Below are 21155 nucleotides of genomic sequence, written 5' to 3'. Positions count from 1 at the left end.
TGGCCGTCGCCTCGATCAGCGCTTGGCAGGCGGCTGAGCTAGCATTGCCGATAGGTCGAAACCAACCGTGGGAGGGGAGCAGCAATGACTGAGCGCCATATCGAGCACAAGGAGACGCTTTCGAACGGATGCAGCATCAAGGTCAAGGCCGAGATACTGAAGGACGGCTCATTGGGAATGTTCATCGGTGTTTACCGGCCGGACGGCTCGGTCATTGACGAAAACCACGATCCAAAACCCCATATGCTGGACATGGAAGCAGCGATGGACTGGGGAATTGACATTGCCAAGGGTATCGGCAACAGCCAGAGAACCTTGTAACGCATGGCTGGGGATTGGCGATGCGATATTCGCGAGCAGGCTCGCTTGTATGGTAGGACTTGAAGGGAGGAGGAGGGACAAGGCTCGATTCTGACTGTTGACGCAGTACAGACTGTGGGAGAGTTCGCCCCTCCTCCTTTCACCCAAGCGCCGATAAAGAATGCATCTGGCCTAGACCGACGATAGGAACAAGCCTGCGCCTCTGGGTGAGCCCTTCAAGTGCTTAAAACCTTATCCCGGAGGAAAACCTATGGCAATGCCGGTTTCTGTTTCAAAGCCGATCGTGGGCGTGGATGTCGCCAAGAAAGAATTGGTGATTTATCACGCCGAACTGGACCTGCTTGAAGAGATTCCCAACAACAAAACCAGCATCAACAAGTGGTTAAAGGACTTGCCGGGGAGTGTGGCTATTGCTGTTGAAGCCACCAACATCTACCACCTGGAGTTCGCTGACCTGGCCTTTGAGGCCGGCTGCGTGATTTACATGGTGGGCGGCTATGAGCTCAAACATTACCGAGAAGGTGTGAAGGTCCGTGCCAAAACCGATGCACTGGATGCCAAACTGCTTGCTCGCTATCTGAAGAACGAGCATGAAGAACTTCACCCATGGACGCCGCCGACACCGCTGTATCGCCAACTCCTGAGTCTTTTTCGCCGCCGGGCGGCCTTGGTCCAGGCCAGGGTCGGCCTAGTGCAAAGCTGGTCGAATGAGCCCTTGCTGAAGGCTGCTTTTTCCGAGCAAATAAAGTCCATGCAGCAGCTTGAGACGCTGATCGAAAAGACGATCAACGATCAGCTGAAAGAAGCCGGTTTGCTGGGGCAGTTGAAGCGTTGCTTGAAAGTTGAAGGGGTTGGATTTTTGACTGGCGCGCGCTTGCTCACGGCGTTCCAGCGCGGAGACTTCCGAAACGCAGATGCCTTTATCGCCTTTCTTGGAATGGACTTGCGGGTGTCAAAATCAGGGCAAAAAGATGGTCGCCGGAGTTTGACCAAGCGAGGCGATCCAGAAGCCCGCCGCCTTCTGCACAATGCGGCTATGTCGGCGAGTCGAACCGAAGCCTGGAAAGGGTTTTACCAAGAACAAAGAAATCGGGGTTTCAGCACCACTCAAGCCCTGGTGATGCTGGCTCGCAAGCTCGCTCGTATCGTATTCGCCCTGCTGAAGGGGCAGAGTGAATACCAACCGAAAACCAGTTGAGGGCTTCCCCTCAACCATAGAATCTCCCACAGGGGAAATTCGATCAACTGTGGGAGCGAGCCTGCTCGCGAAGCGTTTGATTTTTAATGCTTGAACATCACATGCCGCACAACGGTGTAATCCTCCAGCCCATACATCGACATGTCCTTGCCATACCCCGACAACTTCTGCCCGCCATGGGGCATTTCGCTGACCAGCATGAAGTGCGTGTTGACCCAAGTGCAGCCGTACTGCAAGCGCGCCGACAGGCGATGCGCGCGGCCGACATCGGCGGTCCACACCGAGGACGCCAGGCCGTAGTCGGAATCGTTGGCCCAGCCCAGCACCTGTGCCTCGTCACTGAATTTGGTCACCGACACCACCGGCCCGAACACTTCGCGACGGACAATCTCGTCGTCCTGCTGCGCATCGGCCAGCACCGTTGGTTCGAAGAAGAAACCGTTGCCTTCCACGGCCTTGCCGCCGGTGACCAGGCGGATGTGCGGCTGTGCCACGGCGCGCTCGACGAAGCCGGCGACGCGGTCGCGGTGTTGCGCGGTGATCAGCGGGCCGAGTTCGGTCGATGGATCGTCCTGCAAGCCGTACTTGATGCTGCTCACGGCGGCGCCGAGCTTCTCGACGAATTTCTCGTAGATGCCTGCCTGGGCATAGATGCGGCAGGCGGCGGTGCAGTCTTGACCGGCGTTGTAGAAACCGAAGGTGCGAATGCCGTCGACCGCGGCGTCGATGTCGGCGTCGTCGAAGATGATCACCGGGGCCTTGCCGCCCAGTTCCATGTGCATGCGCTTGACGCTGTCGGCGGTGCCGGAAATGATGTTCGCGCCAGTGGCGATCGAACCTGTCAGCGACACCATGCGCACTTTCGGATGGGTGACCAGCGGGCTGCCAACCGTAGGGCCGCGGCCGAACACCAGGTTGAGCACGCCAGCCGGGAAGATTTCCGCTGCCAGTTGCGCCAGGCGCAACGCGGTCAACGGCGTCTGTTCCGAGGGCTTGAGCACCACGGTATTGCCGGCGGCCAGGGCCGGGGCGATTTTCCAGGCGACCATCATCAGCGGGTAGTTCCACGGCGCGATGGAGGCGATCACCCCGACCGGGTCGCGGCGGATCATCGAGGTGTGGCCGGGCAGGTATTCGCCGCCGGCCGAGCCGCTCATGCAACGGCTGGCGCCGGCGAAGAAACGGAACACGTCGGCAATCGCCGGGATCTCGTCGTTGAGCGCGGCGCTGTAGGGCTTGCCGCAGTTGTCCGATTCGAGCTTGGCCAGCTCTTCGCCGTGGGCCTCGATGGCGTCGGCGAGTTTGAGCAGCAGCAGCGAACGTTCCTTGGGCGGGGTCTGCGACCAGCTATCGAACGCGGCATCGGCGGCGCGCACGGCGGCATCGACCTGGGCTTCGCTGGCCTCGTTGATTTCCACCAGCACGCGCCCTAGCGCCGGGTTGAACACCGGTTGGGCGGGGCCTTCGCCGGTGAGCAGTTGGCCGTTGATCAAGAGTTGGGTTTGCATGACATCGTCCTCGTCAGAACTGTTGTTATTTCCCCTGAAGAAACCGATTCAAACTGTGGGAGCGGGCGTGCTCGCGAAGAGGCCATCACATTCAATATTGATGCTGGCTGATGCACCGCTTTCGCGAGCAAGCCCGCTCCCACATTGATTCGGTTTCCACAGTGGGTATTGGGTTGTCAGATCGCTGGTTTGTTTACCGCAGCACCGGAAAGCTCACCACCCTTGGCCAGCGGCTTGGAAAACTTCCACGCATCCCCCGCCGGCGCCGTGCCCTTGTCGTAGGGCTTGCCCAGCAGCATGTAGACCAGGCCCGCACCCATCACCACCAGCGTGGTCAGGATCATCGAATAGTTGATGTACCAGGCTGCATCCGGCGAGCGCGGCCAGACCATGTTGACGATGGCGCACACGCCATAGACCAGTGCGCCGAGGTTCACCCAGAGGCCCCAGGCCCCGAGGGTGAACTGGCCGTTCGGGCGCCAGCCCTTGGCGCGGGCGATCAACGCGGCAACCACGATCAACTGGAAGGCGACGTAAATGCCGATCGCAGCGAAACCGACGATCGTGGCCACCGCATCGGCCATGAACATTCCCAGGCAGACGATCGCTGCCGGCACCAGGCCGCTGACCAGCAGCGCGAACGACGGCACATGGTTGGCCGACAGGCGCTTGAACAGCGAACTGCCGACGATCATCTCGTCCCGGGCATAGGCGAACAACAGGCGGCTGGCGGCGGCTTGCAAGCTCAGCACGCAGGAGATGAACGACACCATCACCACTGCCATCACCAGGCGCGAACCGATCGGGCCGAAGGCATTGGCCAGGATCGTGGCGACCGGGTCGGTGTCTTCACCGGCCAGCACTTTGGCCATGTCCGGCACCGACAGGATCAACGCCAGGCACGCGAACATCGCTGCTGCACCGCCGATGTAGATGGTCATGCGCATGGCCTTGGGAATGCGCTTGCCCGGGTTCGGGGTTTCTTCCGCGACATCGCCGCAGGCTTCGAAGCCGTAGTACTGGAACAGGCCAGCCAGGGAGGCCGCAAGGAAGGCCGGCAGGTACGAGCCGTTTACCTCAAGATTGAAGGTGTCGAACAGCACGCTGATCGGTTGATGACGCTCGAAGATCAGCAGGTAGCCGCCGACCAGGATCGCGCCGACCAGTTCGCAGAGAAAGCCGAACATCGCTACCCGCGCCAGCAATTTGGTGCCCACCAGGTTCAGCGCGGTGGACAGCAGGATGATTGCCAGGGCGATAATGATGTTGGCATCCGGGCCGGGATTGAAGCCGAGCATGATCGCCAGGTACGGACCGGCACCCACCGCAACCCCGGCGATGGTTGCGCATAACGCCCAGGCATAGACCCAGCCGACCATCCACGCCCAGCGCTTGCCCACCAGGCGACGGGCCCAAGGGTAGACACCGCCGGAAATCGGGAACTGCGATACCACCTCGCCAAAAATCAGGCAGACCAGCATTTGCCCTGCACCGATCAGCAAGTAAGACCAGAACATCGGCGGGCCGCCGGCGGCCAGGCACAAGCCGAACAGGGTGTAGACCCCGACGACGGGTGACAGGTAGGTAAAGCCCAGGGAAAAGTTCTCCCACAGGCTCATGCTGCGATTGAAATCCGAGCTGTAGCCGAGGGCGCGCAGTTGTTCCGCGTCCTGATCGGCGCTGCTTGCACGCGTGTTGGATGAGCCACTCATGTTATTTCCTCATTATCAATGGCAGTGGATTAGTGCTGGCGGGTTGACCCCGCCGTTGCTCCTGTGGAGCTTGTTGTTATCAGGTTGTCGCCGACCCTATGTGGGAGCGAGCCTGCTCGCGAAAGCGGCTTATCAGCCAACATCAATGTTGAAGGTGATGGCCCCTTCGCGAGCAGGCTCGCTCCCACAGGGACTGAAGGTTCAGGCTTGTTTTTTTGTCTCGCTCTCACGCCCATCGTCGTACTGCGACAGCCACTCCACGGCAGCATCGCGATACCGGCTGAACCCCTTGTAATCGACCAATTGCTGATTCAAATCACGCAGCACCCGATGCATGCGCCGCGCCCATGCCGGGTTGGTGGCGATGTCTTCGAGGCTGAGCAGGTAGGTGCGGATCGGAAAGACAATCGCGTTGCTGCGCGGCAAGCGGTGCAGCGGTTGCAACTCGATGCGCAGGTACACCAGCTTGCCGGCGTTTTCGGCCGTCACGATGGTTCGGTCCGGTGCCCATTCGGGCAGGCTTTCGGCCGATACTTCAAGGCGCGGGTTGACCGTCAGCGACCAGTTAAGGCGGCGCACCGGGTGGCCGGTGCGCAGGCGCAGGAGGAATTTCAGGGCGCGGTCGAGCATGCCGATTTCCTTCACCAGCGGCACCGGGCCGTGGAATTCCTCCCAGCTCATGCCCAGGTTGAAGCGCAGCGAATAGTCGGCGCGTTGGGTGGCGATCCCGGCGCCCCAATACAGCGTACCGTCGCGTTCTTCCTGCAGTACCCAGTCGCCCTGGGCCTGGCGGGTCACGTATTCCATCGGCTCATACGGCAGGGTCGCCGGGTCGCCGAAGGTGAAGTGATCGTCGATGTCCAGCAGGCGGTTGATCCAGTGCCATTGGCGGCCTTCACGGGACAGGGTGAAGTACTGTGGGTAGTCGCGGGCGTAGGACTCCATGATCAGTTCCAGCAAGTCCCACTGCGCCTCCATCATGTGCGGCGCCGAGACGTAGTGCATGCCCGGGTCCTTCTCCAGGGTGATGGCGCGGTCCCGGCATTCGCTGATGTAGTGCTCGTCGATATCGAACGCTGCGCGGAAGGCGCCGTCGCCGACCGAGACATGGGGCTCGAGGTTCATCGAGTACATGTAGTCGTCATCGGGGAACGGGAAGGGCGCGCGGGCGATGGTTTCCGGGCTGTTGGCGAAGGTGTAGTCGTCGCGGTAGGTTTCGTCGCGGTTGAATTCGATAGTCATTGTTATGTCTTCCGTCGATCAGAGGTCGATGACCAGGCGATTGCATTTGGCGCGGGATACGCAGGGCATGATTTTCTTGCGGGCGGCTTTGTCGTCGTCCGACAGCCAGTCATCGCTGTGCAGCAGTTCGCCGTCGAGCTCCAGGACCTCGGTTTCGCAATGGCCACAGGCGCCGCCACGACACAGGTAAGGCATGCTGTAGCCCGCGGCCTCGACCGCTTCGAGCATGGTCTGGTCCGGCGAGACCTCGATGGTTGCGCCACTGCGACCTAAGGTGAAGCTGAAGGCTTCGCCGCCGCTGCTTTGCTCGAGGAAGCGCTCGAAGTGCACGTGACTGTCGGTCCAGCCCAGCTCGCGGGCACAGGCCAGGGTGGCGTCGATCATGCTGTCCGGGCCGCAGGCGTAAACGTGACTGCCGAGCGGGCGATTGGCGAGAATCCGCCCGATGTCCATGCGCGCTTCGATGCCTTTGCGATACAGGTTGACCTGCTTGCCGTAGGTGTCCTGCAACTCTTTGCCCAGCTGTGCGTGTTCATCGCCGCGAACCGCGTAATGCAGTTCGAAGGGCACCTTGCTCAGGCGCAACTCTTCGAGTTGGGAGATTACCGGGGTGATGCCGACACCGCCGGCAATGAACAGGTGCAGGCGCGCCTGCTTGATCAGCGGAAACAGATTGACCGGTGGCGTGACCTCGATCAGGTCGCCTTCACGGACATTGTCGTGCAGCGCGATCGAACCACCGCGGCCGCTTTCTACCCGGCGCACGGCGATCTGGTAGCTGCTGGTGTCATAGGGCGAACTCAGCAGCGAGTAGGGGTTGCGCAGCGTATTGTTCGGGTTGGCGATGAGTACCACCACGTGGCTGCCACCGGAGAACGCCGGCAGGTGCTCGCCGGTCGGCGAAACCAGGGTGAAGCGCCTGATTTCCGGCGTCACCTCTTCAATGCGAGCGACGCGCAGGTTCAAAGTCCCATTGTTCTGGCTCATGTATCGAGCTCCTCGGCTGGGGGCAGTTCGCCCGGTACTTCTGCATCGGCCTTGACCGCCTGGAAAGCCGCCAGGCGTCGGGAGTAGTGGTCGCGCACCACCAGCGTGAGGCTGCATCCGGGACATTCGTAGACGCGTTGGGTGACGTTCTCGGTGTAGGTGTCGCAGTGCACGCACCAGACCCGACGCACCAGCGTGCCGGAGTGTTCGCGAAGCACTTCGTCGCGATTGAGGTCGTAACGGGTGGCCACCTGCATGGCGCTGCCGAGGAAGCTTTCAGAGCCGGCGAGGTAGAGGCGGGTGCCCATCCGCGCGTTGCCGAGCAGGTCATCAAGGGCGTCAATCAAGGCCTGGTTGCTGGCATACACACGTAGATCGTGACCTGGACGCTGCTGTAATTGGGCAAGGAAGTCCTGCCCGGAAAACGACTCCTGGGAGTACAGCAAGGTCACGGGCTGCTCCAGCCCGGCCAACTCGTCGAGCAAACGCAACATGGCGTGCCCGCCACTGCCTTGCCCGGCAACGATGTGCCGCAGACCTCCTGGCAGAGGTTGCAACCGGTCGTAGACCGGTCGACTTTTGATCCCGGTGATCAACATTTCTTGTTATTCCTCCTGGCTATCGGCTCGACGGGTGAAACGTCGGCACAGATGCAAAGCCCAACGATGGTGGGTTGCATAGCAGGAGCACAGGGCGTGCCAAGTCTTTAAGGTGTTGATTTTAAAGGGTTAATGGTTTTTTGAGAGGAGAAGTGTAAGCAGAAATAACTATGGTTGTAGGCGTTTTTGCAGCGGTTTTTTGTAGGAGCCCGGCTTGCCGGCGATGGCGTCCTGACGGGCAATGGGAATTTTGTTGACTGCGTACATATCCATTCCTGCGGTAACGGCCACCTATGGTTTCGCTCTTACAGCGAGTCACTTGGAAAAGCCCCAAGTAACCAAGGGCTCTTGCCCCTGGCGTTCGGTGCCTCGCTAAGGCTCGGCATACCCTCGCTCCGGTCCTGCTCCGTGGGTCGCCGCGATGGGCCATCCATGGCCCAGCGCGGCTAAACCGGCATCCTTGCCGGTTTACCCACTGCGCAGAACCTCCACTCGGCCTCTCGAGGGGGCAAGAAAATCAAAAGCCAAAGCAACAGCAAAAGCGAGGCGGCCTGACAGCCGACCTGATTGCAGCTTTGTCCGCGATCCCATTGTGGGAGCGGGGGGTATCTGCAAAAGTCAGGTCGGCTGTCAGGCCGCCTCGCTTTTGCTGTTGCTTTGGGCGCCCCGTTAAACCACGATGGCCGAACGCAGGCATTGCGCAGTGGGTAAACCGGCAGGACGCCGGTTTAGCCGCGCTGGGCCATGGATGGCCCATCGCGGCGACCCACGGAGCAATGCCGGAGTGAGGGCATGCCGAGCCTAAGCGAGGCACCGAGTGGTGGGGCAAAGCCTTTTGCTTCCTTTTTGGCGTTTGAAAAAGGGAGTCGCCGTAAGGGCGAAACCATAGGAGGCCGTTACCGCAGCAATGGATATGTACTCCATCCCCCCAGTCAATCCCGTTGCAGCTTGCGAATCAGCGTCCCAATATCAATCCCCAAATGCTGCGCAGCCTTACGCTTGCTCCCACACAAATGCACCGCGCGCAAAATCACCTGCCGTTCAAAATGCTGAACCTGAAGCTTGAGGTTTTGCTGAGGGTCGTCCGAGGCTTCATCCTGCACGACTGAGGGGGCTGACTGTTCCCGTGAACGCACCGGTTGGAGGAGTTCAGCCGGCAGGTGATGCTCCTGCGCCTCATCGTCAGCCAGCACCGCCAGGCGTTCGAAGATGTTCACCAACTCGCGAATGTTGCCCGGGAAGTCGTAGCTCAGCAGACGCTTGCGACACCCGGCGGACAGGCTCAGGGACGGTACGCGATCGCCATTGATTCGGCTCAGCAGGATGTCGATGAGAAACGGCAAGTCATCGCGGTGCTGGCGCAACGGCGGAATCTCTACCGGCAGCACGGCGAGACGATAATAAAGATCGGCGCGAAACTCACCCATGTCCACCAGATGACGCAAGTCCTTGTTGGTGGCGGCAATCACCTGTACCTGCACGGATTTGCTCAGGGGCGAGCCGACCGACTGGATGGTGCTGTCTTCGAGAAATTTCAGCAGCTTGGCCTGTACGTGCAGCGGGATCTCACCGATCTCGTCGAGGAACAAGGTGCCGCCGGACGCTGCTTCGATATAGCCTTGCTTGCCGCCCGCCAGGGCGCCGGTGAAGGCGCCGCGCTCGTAGCCGAACATCTCGGACTCGAACAGGCTCTCCGGGATGCTCCCGCAATTGACGTGGATGAACGGACGATCCCCCCAGCCAGCCGCACGATGAATGTGCCGGGCGATGGCGGTCTTGCCGACGCCGGGTTCACCCAGCAGCAACAGACGCGCGCGCCGGCGAAAAGCCCGAACGCCAGTGTCGGCGATGCTCGACAGCTGCGGTGACAGGTGCAGGGCGTTGTCCTGGGGATCACGCAGGCCTTGAGGCTCCGGTGGCCGGGTATTGAGCGAAGCCCGGCGCTGCGGCTGGCTGGCGTCGAAGTCTTTCTGGGTGAGCATCCTGAACGGTTTTTCGTAGGCCCCCGTGGGGATCGCGTGGGTACTGCTGAGCAGCACCCGGCCTTCCCGAGAGCGGGTCAACGCACTGTTGCCACCGCGGTTCAACGCTGCCAGCAAATCGTCGTAGTTCAACGCCGAGCGCTGGAAAAAATCACTTTCGGACAGCCCCACGGCCTGCTGCTTGGACAGGCGGTTGACGCGTTCGGCGGCCAGGTTGATAAAGCGCAATCGGCCCTCGCCGTCAGTGACGATCAGCGCTTCGCTGAAGCTGTCGAGCAAGGCATGCAAGGCCGGCGTTTCCAGCAGCGCGCCCAGCACTTCGCTGCTGACATTGACCGAAGAACGCATGCCCATCTGCAGCGTGGGTGGCAGGTTGGAGTCTTTCATGGGTGCAACTCTTGGGGGGTGCGAACGCCCTGGCATGCGCGAAACACCGCCACGCGCCAGGCCACGCCTTCGCGAATCAGGATGCGCGAGCAATGCACATTGAAGTTCAGGCTGCGCCCGCTCAAATCCGGCAGGGGCAGGCTGTGCCAGGTGCGTTCGGGCAAGGCATTGTCCAGCAGCAAGCGGGCGATACCGGCGCCATGGGTGATGCCGAAGGTGTCCTCGAAGGCCGCGTTGCGCCATTGCGGCTGCAGGTGTTCATCGATGACCAGCACCGCGTCAGGCACGGCATCGAAGACCCGGCGCAAGGCGTCGATGCGCTGCTCGGCATCGTGCTGCATGCGCAACTCCTGGCTGACGTCACGAATACTGCCCCACATGCGCAACAGCTGGCCATTGACGATGGTGGCCCGGACGTCATTCTCCACGTAGGCAGGCGAACCGTCGTGGCGGCGATCCACCGACAGTGCTCCGTCGACATGGAACCCGGCCTCGATCAGGCGTCGCACGAATTCTTCGTTGGCCGGGCTGCGCGGCCAGTACAGGCGCACCGGTTGCTGGTTGAAGTCGACATCCGACGGCATCTCGTACACCTCGGCCATGGCCCGGTTGCACAGGCGCCAATGAGAGTCGTTTTCGAACACCTGGCGCACAATCTCATCCGGGGCATGGTTGATGTCCACCGCCTCGGCGAATTCGATGCACCAATAGGCGACCTTGGCGCTTTGCAGCATCTGGTTCATCACCTCATTGGCGTTATGCATCTCCCGCAACCGGTGCCCCAGCGTGCCCAGCGCAATCATCAACAGGTGCAGGCAGGCTGGTTGCACGTCACGCCATTGCAGCAATCCGCTGGCAATCACAGGCAGCAGGCCGCCGTTGCGCCGTATTAGCGTCAGTTCCAGGCTGTGGACCAGCTCGTCCGCGGGCGGGTTGGCAAGCAGCGCCTGTACCGTGCGCAACGATTCGAGACTCAGTACACGTTCGATCGGCTGATTGAGCAGTTCTTCAGGTGCATAGCCCAATTGATCGCTCAGGCTGGAGGACAGGCTGAGCAGTTGTCCGTCGGCGGCAAAGGTACTGGTCAGGGGCTGGGTTTTGTTTGCCAGCAAATTCAGGATATCCATCGGTGGATCGGCTCGATTCGGCTAATGGGACCTGGGCACACAGTGCCAGGGCAATTTGACAGGGCATTTCGCATGCCAACTCAAAAACCATTGAACAGGAGGGCATACGCGCAACCGTGATGATCGAGTGCTGCGTTATTGCAGCATAATCGGCAAACCCGCAGCGTGTTGAAAAATCAATGGTGATGCGCAGGCGCTGGGCTGTCAGTGAAGGCGTGGGTAAATTCACGTTCGCCATCAAGCCGGCGCCTACAGGAAAAAATCGATCTAAAAATACCGGCCCACACGCCGGTTGTTTTGCTAATCTGAGGTTGTAGGTGAGAACGCAGACTGATGCGCAAGCGGATAGCGAGGACGCGTGGGGCGCGCTCCGAAGGGTACACGGTTAGAAAGATCTCCGCGCTGAGATCCAGCCCTTATGCCGTGTGAAGCAGGATAGCGCTTATTGCTGTTGCTGTGGGAGTCCTGAAAAACCTCGTAAGCCAGAGACCAGCGCTGGCCACCTACTTGGCTCTTGAAGCCGACTTGTGCAGCTGGATATATACAGCTAGCCAAGATCAAATGCCCCGAACTCCGGGGCATTTGTTTGTCTGTCATACCAGGTTGATCGTGACATCGATATTGCCACGGGTTGCCTTGGAGTACGGGCAAGTCTGATGCGCCGCGTCCACCAGCGTCCTGGCCAACACAGGGTCCAGGCCCGGCAGGCTGACATTCAGGCGCGCCTGAAGGAAATAGGCATTGCCGGTATTGCCCAGGTCCACTTCAGTAGCAACGCTCACGTCAGCCGGCAAGCTCACCTTCAACGCAGTGGCTGCCTTGCCCATGGCGCCAATGAAGCAAGCCGACCAGCCCGCACCCAACAGCTGTTCCGGATTGGTGCCGCTACCGGAAGAACCGGGCGGGGATAGCTTGATGTCCAGGCGGCCGTCGTCGCTTCGCGATTCGCCTTGACGGCCGCCAGTGGTCACGGTCCTGCCGGTGTAAAGGACAGTTTCGATTTGATTGATCATGCAAGACTCCTGCTGAGGTTGGGGGCTTCAGTCCTGGCTGAAGTGCGACCCACCCACTGTTTCATCTTCATGTCATGGAAATGTGTCCTGAACCGACGGATGTGTATCGCTGTGTACGTTCGCTGGCGATCAATACACATTGATACAAAAGCTCAGGCTTTCACCCAGCGCTGGCGACTCCAGCTGCTCAGGGTGTCGACGGCAAACACCAATACCAGCATCGCGAGTATGACCGTACTGGCCTGGGCCTCCTGGAACAGGCTGAGGTTGAGGTAGAGCATTTGTCCCAAGCCACCGGCACCGACGAAACCGAGCACGCTGGCCATGCGGATGTTGTTTTCCCAGCGGTACAGGATATAGGCCAGCAACTGCGGGAACAGATTGGGCAGGGTGCCGTAGCAGAACGCCCCTATGGCGTTGCCCCCCTGCAGGCGGATCGCATCGGCAGGTTCTGGCGGGGTATTTTCCAGTGCTTCGGCAAATAGCCGGCCCAGCACACCGGTCGTGTGCAGCGCCAAGGCCAGGGTGCCGGCATTGGGGCCGAGCCCGGCGGCCAGGACCATCAGCACCGCCCACACCAGCTCCGGAATTGCGCGCAAGGCATTGAGTATCAGGCGCGACAGTCCCTGCAACGGCCAGCCGAATCGACCCGCCGCGGGCAACGCCAGCAGCAAGCCGAACACTGTTGCCAACAGCGTGCCCAGGGCTGACATCGCAAGGGTTTCCAGCGCGCCGCGGGCAATGGCCTGCAAATGCCCCGTGCTCAGGTCCGGGCTGAGAAAGCGCTGCACATAGGCGGCCATCTGTTTCAGGTTGCCACTGGCGCCCAGTTCACCGAGGTCGATACCCAGGTAGCGGAACGAAGTGAGCACCGCGGTGCCGATGCACAGCACCAGCAGCAGGTTGAGCAGGCGCTTCATGCCAGCCTCCAGCGCAGCAGCCTGCTCAACTGATCGGCGAACAGCACCAGGACGAGGAAGGTCAGCAACAGGCTGGCCACCTCACCGCCGGCGAACATGCGCATCGACAGGTCGATTTGCTGGCCCAGGCCACCGGCCCCGACGAAGCCCATCACCACCGAAGCGCGAATAGCGCATTCCCACCGGTACACCGTGTACGACAACAATTCCGCCGCGACATTGGGCAGGATCCCGTAGCTGAATGCCGCCAGCCGACCACTGCCGGCTTGCAGCAACGCGTGGGCGGGGCGTTGGTCGACCGACTCGAAGATTTCCGCGTAGACCTTGCCCAGCATGCCACTGTAGGTAATCGCAATGGCCAGGACCCCGGCCGTCGGGCCCAGGCCAACGGCGCGCACGAACAGCAGCGCCCAGACGATTTCCGGCACGCTGCGCAGGAAAATCAGCACGCCGCGCACCGGCCAGCGCAGCAGTTGCCCCCACTGGCTCGGGCGACCGGCGCGGGACGCAGCCGACAACGACAGCGCGCGGCTGGCCAGCAGGCTGGCGGGGATCGCCAGGAGCAGCGCCAGGGCCATGCCGGCCGTGGCGATGGCCAGGGTCTGCAAAGTGGCTTGCCACAACAGCTCGAGGAATTCTGCGCCATGGGCGGGCGGCCAGAAGGTCGCGACAAAGCGACCCATCTCGCCCCGGTTGTCACTGGCCAGCAACACACTCAGGTCCAGTTCGCTCAAGCGCATGCCCGGCCACAACAGGGCAATCGCCAACAGGCTTAGGAGCAGGCGTGGTCGGGCGGCGGGGTCACGGGTGTCACGGCTCAGCATCGGGGAATCTGCACACTCAAGGGGAGGACCGGGGGCGGTGAGGGCTGCAACTGTTCGTTGGCGTAGAGTGCATCGAGCTGCTCGCGGTCGACGGCGCTGGCCGGCAGGTCGAAGAGGATCTGCCCGTCACGCAAGCCGATGATCCGCGAGAAGTGCGCCAGCGCCAGGTCCACCGCGTGCAGGCTGGCGACCAGGGTCACGGCGTGCTCGCGCGCATGCTCGCAGAGGACCTTGAGCGTATGGCCGGCCAGCACCGGGTCCATGGCCGACACCGGTTCATCGGCCAGCAATACCTCGGGGGCCTGGTACAGCACCCGGGCAATGCCCACGCGTTGCAGTTGACCGCCGGACAATTGCTGGCACTGGGTGAAGAGCTTGTCGTGCAGGTCCAGCCTGGCCAATGCCGCGCGAGCCCCCGGGACATCCAGCGGATGCACCAGGTTCAACAGGCTCTTGCCCAATCCCCATTGGCCGATTTTTCCCGCCAGCACCGCAGTGATCACCCGCTGGCGCGGTGGCAGCGGCGGTGCTTGATGCACCAGGCCGATACGCGCGCGCAGGCGTTGGCGCTGGCGCGCCGACAGATGCCAGGGCTGTTCACCCAGCACCTGCAATTCGCCGTTGCCAGGGCGCAGGCCGGTGGCAAGGACGTTGAGCAGGCTCGACTTGCCAGCGCCGGACGGGCCGATGATGGCGACGTGTTCACCGGCTTCGATGTGCAAGTCCAGGCTGTGCAGCGCCTGTACGCCGTTGGCGTGGGTGAGGCTGACCCGGGTCAGGTGCAAGGTCATTTGAGCAGGTCGGCGGCGCGTGCGGCTTCCTCGATGCCCTTGTAGTTCTCAGGCTTGGTCTCGATGAAACGGCTGGCAGCCTGCAAGTCCAGGATCGCTTTTTGCTCAGGGTTCGCAGGATCGAGGGCGAGGAAGGCGGCCTTGATCTTTGCCGCCAGCGCCGGGTCGAGGGTGCCGCGCACGGTCCAGTTGTAGTCGTAGTAGGCCGGGGTGGTGGCAAAGACCTTGACCTTATTGGTGTCGACCTTGCCGGCCTTGACCAGCTTTTCCCAGACGCTGGCGTTCAGCACACCGGCGTCGACTTTGCCCGCCTGGACCCAGGCAACGGTGGCGTCATGGGCACCGGAGTAGCCCACGCGACTGAAGAACGTTTCCGGCTTGATGCCGTCCTGCAGCATGAAATAGCGCGGCATCAAGCTGCCAGACGTCGAGGACACCGAACCGAAGGCGAAGGTCTTGCCCTTGAGGTCGGCGAGGGACTTGACGTTCGGGTCGGCGGTGATGAACTTGCTGGTGAACTGGGCATCCTGTTCGCGCTGCACCAAGGGAATGGCATTGCCAGTCTTCAGCCGCGCCTGGACAAAGGTGAAACCACCCAGCCAGGCCATGTCGATCCGGTCAGTGGCCAGCGCCTCGACCACGGCCGGGTAGTCGCTGACAGGCACGAACTCGACCTTCATGCCCAATTGCTGTTCCAGGTAACTGCCCAGGGGCTGGAACTTGCGTAGCAGTTCGGTGGGGGCTTCATCCGGAATGGCGCTGACCTTCAGGGTGTCGGCCGCCTGCGCCAGCAGGGTGGAAAGCGACAGGGTCAAGCCGACAGCCAAGGCCAGGGTGCGTTTGAGCATGGAAGTTCTCCGGTTCATTAGCGCAAATATGTGCAAGCGCCTGACACGCATGGATAGCCGCCAGATGCTTGTTGAGGGTAGACGAAGTGCGGCGATTGTAAGGGTTACGGGCCATTGTTCCCACTACCCGTTTCCGGGTTTTGGGCTTGCAGCTGGCGCAGCAACCAATCGCTGAAGCTTCGCGCACTGTTCTCGCTATCACGATGGGTCAGCAGGGCCCAATTAGGTCCGCGGATGGTCGGTTCCACCATCGGCTGCAGCAAGCCATTGGCACAGGCTTGCCGGCTTAGCAATTGGCTGACCAGCGCAATGCCGAGCCCCGCGCAAGCCGCATCCAGCAACAGACCGGGATCGGAGAAGTTCATCCCCTGATCCTGCTGGCCGACATCCATGCCGGCCTCCACCGCCCAGGCATCCGGAGCATGCCTATACATTCATCAACTTCGTCATGCGCCCAAGAACATGGCCGCCATCAGCAACACAACCCTGACATCTACATCGACGAAGCCACGTATGCGCGGCTGATTCCCGGCAAGGATATCCCCCAGGCGGACATGCGGGCGCGCATGCGTACCTGGACCAAATTCAAGACGGCCACCGCGCCCTGACGTCATCGACCACTGCCCGCACGGGTACAACGCTGTAGCGCAAGGCGCATCGGGATAACCCGATGCGCCTTGTGTCATTTGCTGGCATCGAGCACGACGCGGTAACGCGCCTTGCCACTGCGCAGGTGATCGATGGCCGCATTGACCTGGCTCATGGGAAACATCTCGACCTGCGGCAGGATCTGATGACGGGCGCAGAACTCGAGCATGGTCGCGGTGTTGCTCGGCGAGCCGACCGGTGAGGCGGACAGGTTCTTTTGTTGGGGAATCAGGTCAAATACATGCACCGGGATGGCGTTGGGCACGATACCGACGAAATGCAGGCGTCCTTTACCGCGCAGGGTCGCCAGCATGGCCGGCCAGTCGAGGTCGGCATTGGCGGTGACCAGGAGAAAATCCAGGCTGCCGGCAATGGCTTTCAAGGCGTCGCTGTCGGTGGAGGCGACGACCTTGTGCGCGCCCAGGCGTCTGGCTTCGTCCTCCTTACCCTTTGATGACGTGAAGGCAGTCACTTCACAGCCCCAGGCGTTGAGGAAGCGCAGCGCCAGATGACCGAGGCCACCGATGCCCACCACACCGACCCGGTCGGTGGGCTTGATGGCGAACTCCAGCAGCGGGTTGAACACTGTGGAGCCTGCGCAGAACAGCGGTCCGGCCATCGCCGGATCGAGACCATTGGGTATTGCCAGGGCCCAGGCCCAGTGGGAACGCAGTCGATCGGCAAAGCCGCCGTTGCTGCCGATGATGGTCGGCTGTGCGGTGCGGCACAGATTATGTGAGCCTTCGATGCATGAGGAGCAATGCATGCAACTGCCCTTGTACCAGCCAATACCCACCCGTTGTCCCACTTCGAGACCGTGCACCTGTGCACCCGCGCGCACGATTCGGCCCACCACTTCGTGGCCGGGGATGAAAGGGTAGTGGCTGATGCCCCAATCGTTATCGATCAATGACTGGTCGGAGTGGCAAACGCCGCAGTACTCCACGGCGACTTCCACCTCTTCTTGCCCCAGCGGGCCGGGATCATAGCTGTAGCGCTCCAGCGGCGCGCCCGCCGCGGTGGCGGCCCAGCCGGTAAAGGTGGTGAGTTCGGTGTTGTCGCTCATGGTGTACCTCCAGATCCAGGGAAAGGGGCGGCGCACAAGCATTGTAGGAGCTAGCCAGCGGTGCGGCGTGCAGACTTGTTGGCGAAGGCGTCCTGGCAGCTGACCTGGATTTTGTTGACTGTGCACCTATCCATTCCTGCGGTAACGGCCACTTAGGGTTTCGCCCTTACGGCGAGTCACTTGGAAGAGCCTGTAGGAGCGAGCATGCTCCGGGCGGCGTTCCGACGATGGTCGTCAACGATGACGAGGGCTATCTGAATGCCCGTGTTGTTCTGGCGTTTTTCGCGAGCATGCTCGCTCCTACAGGGCCCGCCGCGATGGGCCATCCATGGCCCAGCGCGGCTAAACCGGCATCCATGCCGGTTTAGCCACTGCGCAGAACCTCCACTCGGCCTCTCGAGGGGGCAAGAAAATCAAAAGCCAAAGCAACAGCAACATCGAGGCGGCCTTAAAGCCGACCTGATTGCAGATCTGTCCGCGATTCCATTGTGGGAGCGAGCCTGCTCGCGATGGACTTCCAGACAACGCATTCATCCAGACAGGCCGCGTCATCGTTGACCTCCATCGCGACGGTGCGACGATTCGACATGCTCGCTCCAGCCCGGGCGGCGTGCCGCTTTTCAAAGTGACCCGCTGTAATAGCGGAACCCTAAGTGGCCGTTACCGTAGCGCTGGATCTACACCCCAAGTTCCCGATCATCCGCAAGACGTATCGCAACGTATCCGCCATTCACAAAGCTACAGTCACATACAAAAACCGGGGTGACAGGACACGAAGGCGTTACACGGCGAGTGCGTAATGCAACCGCCCCCTAACGGCTTTTACCTAACGCACACCGGAGAATCAGCATGTCCCGAACCCCCACCCGCTACGCGGCAGGCCTGCTCGGCGTTGCCCTCGTCACTGCAACATTGACCGCTTTCACCGGCCTTGCCCAAGCCCAGGAGGCGGGCCAGCCGCCGGCGAAAAACTGGCAGGCCGGCCTCAAGCGCACGGACCTGGTGCGCCGTGACCTGGATGTCGCCGGGCGCGAAGTCATCCAGGTGCGCGTTGATTTCGACCCGGGCGTGGTGTCGCCGAAACACTCCCACCCCGGGGTGGAAGTTGCCTACGTCATCGACGGCACCTTCGAGTATCAACTCGAAGGGCAACCGGCCGTTACGCTCAAGGCCGGTGACTCCTTGTACATCCCCGCCGGCACCGCCCATGTGGCCAAGAATGTCGGCCAGGGCAAGGCGTCGGAACTGGCGACCTACATCGTCAAGAAGGACACACCGCTGGTGGTACTGGAGCAGTAATCGCGTTTACCGCCCGTTAGCCTGCCTGCGCCATGCGATCAGGCAGGCGACGACGATCAGCCCCAGCGCGACCAGAAACGTCGTGCGCAGGCCGCTGGCGATGGCCTGCGGATGCGCGGTGCCGATGTCGACCGCCCTTGAGGCCAAGGCGAACACGGCGCTCAAGGCCGAGGCCCCGGTGACCAGCCCCAGGTTGCGCGAAAGGTTGAGCAGGCCAGACACTACACCGCGTTGATAAGGCGCAACGTCGAGCATCACGGCGGTGTTGTTGGCGGTCTGGAACACCGCATAGCCCAGGGTGAGGACGACCATGGGGGCGAGGTAGCCGCCCACGCCGAACGACTCGGGCACGAGCGACAACATCAAGCAGCCCAGCGCCATGCCCAAGAGCCCAGCGAGGGTCATGCCAGGGGCTCCGCAACGGTCGACGATGCGCCCGGCGGGCGCGCCGGTCAGCGCGGCGACCAGTGGCCCGACCGACAACACCAGGCCGATCTCCATTGCCGACAACCGCAGGGTCTGTGAAAGGTAGAACGGCCCGACCAGCAGCGTGGCCATCATTACGGTGGTCACCAGCAGGCTCATGGCGAGGCTGCCGCTGAGGCGGCTGTCACGAAACAAGGCCAGGCGCACCAGGGGTGCCGCGACCCGCGATTCAACCCGCACGAACAATCCGAGACCCAGGCAGGCCGCCAGCAGCAGGACGATATTCGGCAGGCCGAAGTGCGCGCGTCCAAGGGTCATGGCCAGGGCATAGGCGGCGAGGCTCAGGGCCAGCAACAGCGTGCCTGCCGGATCGAACCCCGTACGCCCGGATTGCGCCGGGCGATCATCGGGCAAGTAGCGTTGCGCGAGCAGCCATGTCGCCATGCCCAGAGGCACGCTGATGAGGAACATCGAACGCCAGCCGAATTCGCCGATCAGCACACCGCCGAGCGCCGGGCCCAGCGCGGTGCCAATGGCCGACATCGTCCCCAGCAGGCCCATGGCGCCGCCAGTCTTGCCCTTGGCCACCGTTTCGCCGACAAACGCCAGGGTCAACGCCATCATGATTGCCGCGCCCAGGCCTTGCAGCGCCCTGGCAGCGATCAGCAGACCGAGATTGGGCGCCAGTGCGCAGCAGGCCGAAGCCAATGTGAACAGGGCAATGCCGCACAGCAACAGGCGGCGTCGACCGACCAGGTCACCGAATCGACCGACGCTGACGATCAAGGTGGTAATGACCAGCAGGTAGGCGATGACGACCCACTGCACTTGTTGAAAGGACGCGCTGAATGCCTGGGCCAGGGATGGCAGGCCGACGTTGGCGATGCTGGTGCCCAGCGATGACAACAACATCGCCAGCGACAGGCTGGCCAGCGCGCCTTTCACCGACAACGACTGTTGAGTAACTGCGGCGACTGCAGAACCGTCATTCATGATGTTCTCCTCTCTGGTCACTCCCGATTGGAGCTAACAGAAATCTACGCCCGGGCCTAACATGGCGGAAGGCGCACGAATCGCACTTGATACATGCATACAGCGCCACATCAGCCGACCATGGGGCCACGTATGTCCACACCCGATCTCAACTTGCTGACTACCCTTGATGCGCTCCTGGCAGAAGGCAGCGTCGCCCGTGCCGCCAAGCGCCTGCGCCTGAGTCCATCGGCGATGAGCAGGGCCCTGGCGCGACTGCGTGAAACCACTGGCGATCCGCTGCTGGTCAGGGCCGGGCGTGGCCTGGTGCCTACACCGCGTGCGCTGGAGTTGCGCGAGCGGGTCGGTCAGCTTGTGCAGGAGGCAGAAGCGATGCTGCGCCCGGCCGAGCAACCTGACCTCATGCACTTGGTGCGCACATTCACGTTGCGCACCAGCGAAGGCTTTGTCGAAAACTTCGGCACCGCGCTGATCGCCCGCGTCGCTGAACAAGCGCCGGGCATACGCCTGCGCTTCATGCACAAGCCCGACAAGGACAGCGCTGCACTGCGCGACGGTACGGTCGATCTGGAAACGGGTGTGGTGGGCCAGGCCGCAAGCCCGGAACTGCTTACCCAGGGATTGTTCCGCGATCGTTTCATCGGCGTGGTGCGCACGGGGCACCCGCTGTGCGATGGCGAGATAACGCCCGCGCGTTTTGCCGCGCACGACCACATCAGCGTGTCACGGCGAGGACTGGACAAGGGGGCGATTGACGAAGCCCTGGAACTGCTCGGGTTGCAACGGCACATCGCGACCATGGTCGCCGGCTTCTCGACGGCACTGGCACTTGCCCGATCGAGCGATCTGATTGCCAGTGTGCCCGAGCGGCATACTGCCAATCTGCGGTGCGGTATGCACAGCTTTGCACTGCCATTGTCACTGCCTCCATTTTCCCTGGCCATGATCTGGCATCCCCGACTGAATGCCGATCCAGTGCATCGATGGCTGCGTGGCTGTCTGCGGGAAGTTTGTACTTTTGATTAACTACCGATTCACTTGTATTTACCTGATTTGATATTAAAGTAATGGCTGTATCATTGTTGTAACTGTTTGCGGATATGTTTTGGTTTGGTTATATGTCTCGGCTTCGATGATATAAAAAACTTTGAACTTATAAGATTGTTTGCGGTATTCGTGGATCATAGTGTGTTGGGAAGTTATTCTGAGTAATTGGAAGAGTCTCTCAGTTGCAATTGGGGCGCTTGAAGCTATCAATGTTCGA

The 21155-nt window shown here is 61.6% G+C and carries 18 protein-coding genes and 2 pseudogenes; 5 read left to right on the top strand and 15 right to left on the bottom strand.

Translation table 11 applies throughout. The annotated features are described in order from the left end of the window. Nucleotides 1-84: 84 nt before the first annotated feature. Both HGP31_RS17920 and HGP31_RS17915 read left to right on the top strand, forming a co-directional pair. Nucleotides 85-321: a hypothetical protein gene (locus tag HGP31_RS17920; RefSeq protein ID WP_020801332.1), complete on the top strand. Its 237-nt coding sequence runs from the start codon at nt 85-87 to the stop codon at nt 319-321. A gap of 250 nt (nt 322-571) precedes the next feature. Then, nucleotides 572-1519 carry an IS110 family RNA-guided transposase gene (locus HGP31_RS17915; protein WP_168757435.1) on the top strand — a complete coding sequence of 316 codons (948 nt, stop codon included), beginning with the start codon at nt 572-574 and terminating at the stop codon, nt 1517-1519. Between the two features lie 83 nt (nt 1520-1602). Here the strand turns inward: HGP31_RS17915 and HGP31_RS17910 are convergent, their stop codons facing one another. From HGP31_RS17910 to HGP31_RS17850, 13 genes and pseudogenes are all read right to left on the bottom strand, one after another. Further along, nucleotides 1603-3027 carry a gamma-aminobutyraldehyde dehydrogenase gene (locus HGP31_RS17910; protein WP_083349285.1) on the bottom strand — a complete coding sequence of 475 codons (1425 nt, stop codon included), beginning with the start codon at nt 3025-3027 and terminating at the stop codon, nt 1603-1605. A gap of 176 nt (nt 3028-3203) precedes the next feature. Beyond that, nucleotides 3204-4739, bottom strand: a complete 1536-nt coding sequence (locus HGP31_RS17905; protein ID WP_083349284.1) for an APC family permease — start codon at nt 4737-4739, stop codon at nt 3204-3206. A 201-nt stretch (nt 4740-4940) separates the two neighbouring features. Further along, nucleotides 4941-5981: a heme-dependent oxidative N-demethylase family protein gene (locus tag HGP31_RS17900; protein ID WP_151142600.1), complete on the bottom strand. Its 1041-nt coding sequence runs from the start codon at nt 5979-5981 to the stop codon at nt 4941-4943. A gap of 18 nt (nt 5982-5999) precedes the next feature. After that, nucleotides 6000-6968, bottom strand: a complete 969-nt coding sequence (locus HGP31_RS17895; protein ID WP_168758318.1) for a PDR/VanB family oxidoreductase — start codon at nt 6966-6968, stop codon at nt 6000-6002. Then, complete coding sequence (locus tag HGP31_RS17890; RefSeq protein WP_168758317.1) at nt 6965-7567, bottom strand: dimethylamine monooxygenase subunit DmmA family protein; 603 nt, start codon at nt 7565-7567, stop codon at nt 6965-6967. Before HGP31_RS17890 ends, HGP31_RS17895 begins: the two co-directional genes overlap by 4 nt. A gap of 932 nt (nt 7568-8499) precedes the next feature. Beyond that, entirely contained in the window at nt 8500-9936 is a 1437-nt protein-coding gene (locus HGP31_RS17885) for a sigma-54 interaction domain-containing protein (RefSeq protein WP_033043092.1), read from the bottom strand. After that, nucleotides 9933-11063 (bottom strand): PAS domain-containing protein, encoded by a 1131-nt coding sequence (locus HGP31_RS17880; protein ID WP_020800830.1) that lies wholly within the window; start codon nt 11061-11063, stop codon nt 9933-9935. Before HGP31_RS17880 ends, HGP31_RS17885 begins: the two co-directional genes overlap by 4 nt. A gap of 593 nt (nt 11064-11656) precedes the next feature. Beyond that, the gene (locus tag HGP31_RS17875; RefSeq protein ID WP_083349281.1) at nt 11657-12076 is read right to left on the bottom strand and encodes an organic hydroperoxide resistance protein; all 420 of its coding nucleotides are present in this window, start codon (nt 12074-12076) and stop codon (nt 11657-11659) included. A 152-nt stretch (nt 12077-12228) separates the two neighbouring features. Further along, nucleotides 12229-12996 carry a phosphonate ABC transporter, permease protein PhnE gene (phnE, locus tag HGP31_RS17870; RefSeq protein ID WP_020800827.1) on the bottom strand — a complete coding sequence of 256 codons (768 nt, stop codon included), beginning with the start codon at nt 12994-12996 and terminating at the stop codon, nt 12229-12231. Beyond that, nucleotides 12993-13820, bottom strand: a complete 828-nt coding sequence (locus tag HGP31_RS17865; protein WP_110755220.1) for a PhnE/PtxC family ABC transporter permease — start codon at nt 13818-13820, stop codon at nt 12993-12995. Before HGP31_RS17865 ends, phnE begins: the two co-directional genes overlap by 4 nt. Next, nucleotides 13814-14611 carry a phosphonate ABC transporter ATP-binding protein gene (locus tag HGP31_RS17860; RefSeq protein ID WP_020800825.1) on the bottom strand — a complete coding sequence of 266 codons (798 nt, stop codon included), beginning with the start codon at nt 14609-14611 and terminating at the stop codon, nt 13814-13816. Before HGP31_RS17860 ends, HGP31_RS17865 begins: the two co-directional genes overlap by 7 nt. Further along, complete coding sequence (locus tag HGP31_RS17855; RefSeq protein WP_020800824.1) at nt 14608-15459, bottom strand: putative selenate ABC transporter substrate-binding protein; 852 nt, start codon at nt 15457-15459, stop codon at nt 14608-14610. The genes HGP31_RS17860 and HGP31_RS17855 overlap by 4 nt, the downstream gene beginning before the upstream one ends. Nucleotides 15460-15563: 104 nt before the next feature. Beyond that, nucleotides 15564-15869, bottom strand: a pseudogene (locus HGP31_RS17850) (LysR substrate-binding domain-containing protein); the annotation flags it as partial. Between HGP31_RS17850 and HGP31_RS17845 the strand changes: the two are divergent. Next, nucleotides 15857-16067, top strand: a pseudogene (locus HGP31_RS17845) (extracellular solute-binding protein); the annotation flags it as partial. The pseudogenes HGP31_RS17850 and HGP31_RS17845 sit on opposite strands and share 13 nt — an antisense overlap. A gap of 74 nt (nt 16068-16141) precedes the next feature. Here HGP31_RS17845 and ahr read toward each other — a convergent pair. Next, a complete protein-coding gene (gene ahr / locus HGP31_RS17840; protein WP_168758316.1) occupies nt 16142-17173 on the bottom strand; it encodes an NADPH-dependent aldehyde reductase Ahr in 1032 nt (343 codons plus the stop codon). An 849-nt stretch (nt 17174-18022) separates the two neighbouring features. Here ahr and HGP31_RS17835 point away from each other — a divergent pair. Next, the gene (locus HGP31_RS17835; RefSeq protein WP_020798423.1) at nt 18023-18472 is read left to right on the top strand and encodes a cupin domain-containing protein; all 450 of its coding nucleotides are present in this window, start codon (nt 18023-18025) and stop codon (nt 18470-18472) included. A 6-nt stretch (nt 18473-18478) separates the two neighbouring features. On the opposite strand, the gene HGP31_RS17830 is transcribed toward HGP31_RS17835, so the two are convergent. Beyond that, nucleotides 18479-19891 (bottom strand): MFS transporter, encoded by a 1413-nt coding sequence (locus tag HGP31_RS17830; protein WP_168758315.1) that lies wholly within the window; start codon nt 19889-19891, stop codon nt 18479-18481. A 132-nt stretch (nt 19892-20023) separates the two neighbouring features. On the opposite strand from HGP31_RS17830, the gene HGP31_RS17825 reads away from it, so the two are divergent. Next, on the top strand, nt 20024-20917 hold the full coding sequence (locus tag HGP31_RS17825) for a LysR family transcriptional regulator (protein WP_168758314.1): 894 nt from the start codon (nt 20024-20026) through the stop codon (nt 20915-20917). The last annotated feature ends 238 nt before the right edge of the window (nt 20918-21155 follow it).

This window comes from Pseudomonas umsongensis (assembly GCF_012647205.1).
GTDB classification, from domain to species: Bacteria; Pseudomonadota; Gammaproteobacteria; order Pseudomonadales; family Pseudomonadaceae; genus Aquipseudomonas; species Aquipseudomonas umsongensis.
Note: the sequence above shows the minus strand (reverse complement) of the source record. Positions and strands in the feature narration are given on the sequence as shown.

Coding starts and splice junctions, on each gene's coding strand:
- HGP31_RS17900 (WP_151142600.1), bottom strand. CDS start 5,981: ATGACTATCGAATTCAACCGCGACGAAACCTACCGCGACGACTACACC.
- HGP31_RS17825 (WP_168758314.1), top strand. CDS start 20,024: ATGTCCACACCCGATCTCAACTTGCTGACTACCCTTGATGCGCTCCTG.
- HGP31_RS17915 (WP_168757435.1), top strand. CDS start 572: ATGGCAATGCCGGTTTCTGTTTCAAAGCCGATCGTGGGCGTGGATGTC.
- HGP31_RS17835 (WP_020798423.1), top strand. CDS start 18,023: ATGTCCCGAACCCCCACCCGCTACGCGGCAGGCCTGCTCGGCGTTGCC.
- HGP31_RS17855 (WP_020800824.1), bottom strand. CDS start 15,459: ATGCTCAAACGCACCCTGGCCTTGGCTGTCGGCTTGACCCTGTCGCTT.
- ahr (WP_168758316.1), bottom strand. CDS start 17,173: ATGAGCGACAACACCGAACTCACCACCTTTACCGGCTGGGCCGCCACC.
- HGP31_RS17830 (WP_168758315.1), bottom strand. CDS start 19,891: ATGAATGACGGTTCTGCAGTCGCCGCAGTTACTCAACAGTCGTTGTCG.
- HGP31_RS17860 (WP_020800825.1), bottom strand. CDS start 14,611: ATGACCTTGCACCTGACCCGGGTCAGCCTCACCCACGCCAACGGCGTA.
- HGP31_RS17880 (WP_020800830.1), bottom strand. CDS start 11,063: ATGGATATCCTGAATTTGCTGGCAAACAAAACCCAGCCCCTGACCAGT.
- HGP31_RS17865 (WP_110755220.1), bottom strand. CDS start 13,820: ATGCTGAGCCGTGACACCCGTGACCCCGCCGCCCGACCACGCCTGCTC.
- HGP31_RS17885 (WP_033043092.1), bottom strand. CDS start 9,936: ATGAAAGACTCCAACCTGCCACCCACGCTGCAGATGGGCATGCGTTCT.
- HGP31_RS17875 (WP_083349281.1), bottom strand. CDS start 12,076: ATGATCAATCAAATCGAAACTGTCCTTTACACCGGCAGGACCGTGACC.
- HGP31_RS17890 (WP_168758317.1), bottom strand. CDS start 7,567: ATGTTGATCACCGGGATCAAAAGTCGACCGGTCTACGACCGGTTGCAA.
- HGP31_RS17920 (WP_020801332.1), top strand. CDS start 85: ATGACTGAGCGCCATATCGAGCACAAGGAGACGCTTTCGAACGGATGC.
- HGP31_RS17895 (WP_168758318.1), bottom strand. CDS start 6,968: ATGAGCCAGAACAATGGGACTTTGAACCTGCGCGTCGCTCGCATTGAA.
- phnE (WP_020800827.1), bottom strand. CDS start 12,996: ATGAAGCGCCTGCTCAACCTGCTGCTGGTGCTGTGCATCGGCACCGCG.
- HGP31_RS17910 (WP_083349285.1), bottom strand. CDS start 3,027: ATGCAAACCCAACTCTTGATCAACGGCCAACTGCTCACCGGCGAAGGC.
- HGP31_RS17905 (WP_083349284.1), bottom strand. CDS start 4,739: ATGAGTGGCTCATCCAACACGCGTGCAAGCAGCGCCGATCAGGACGCG.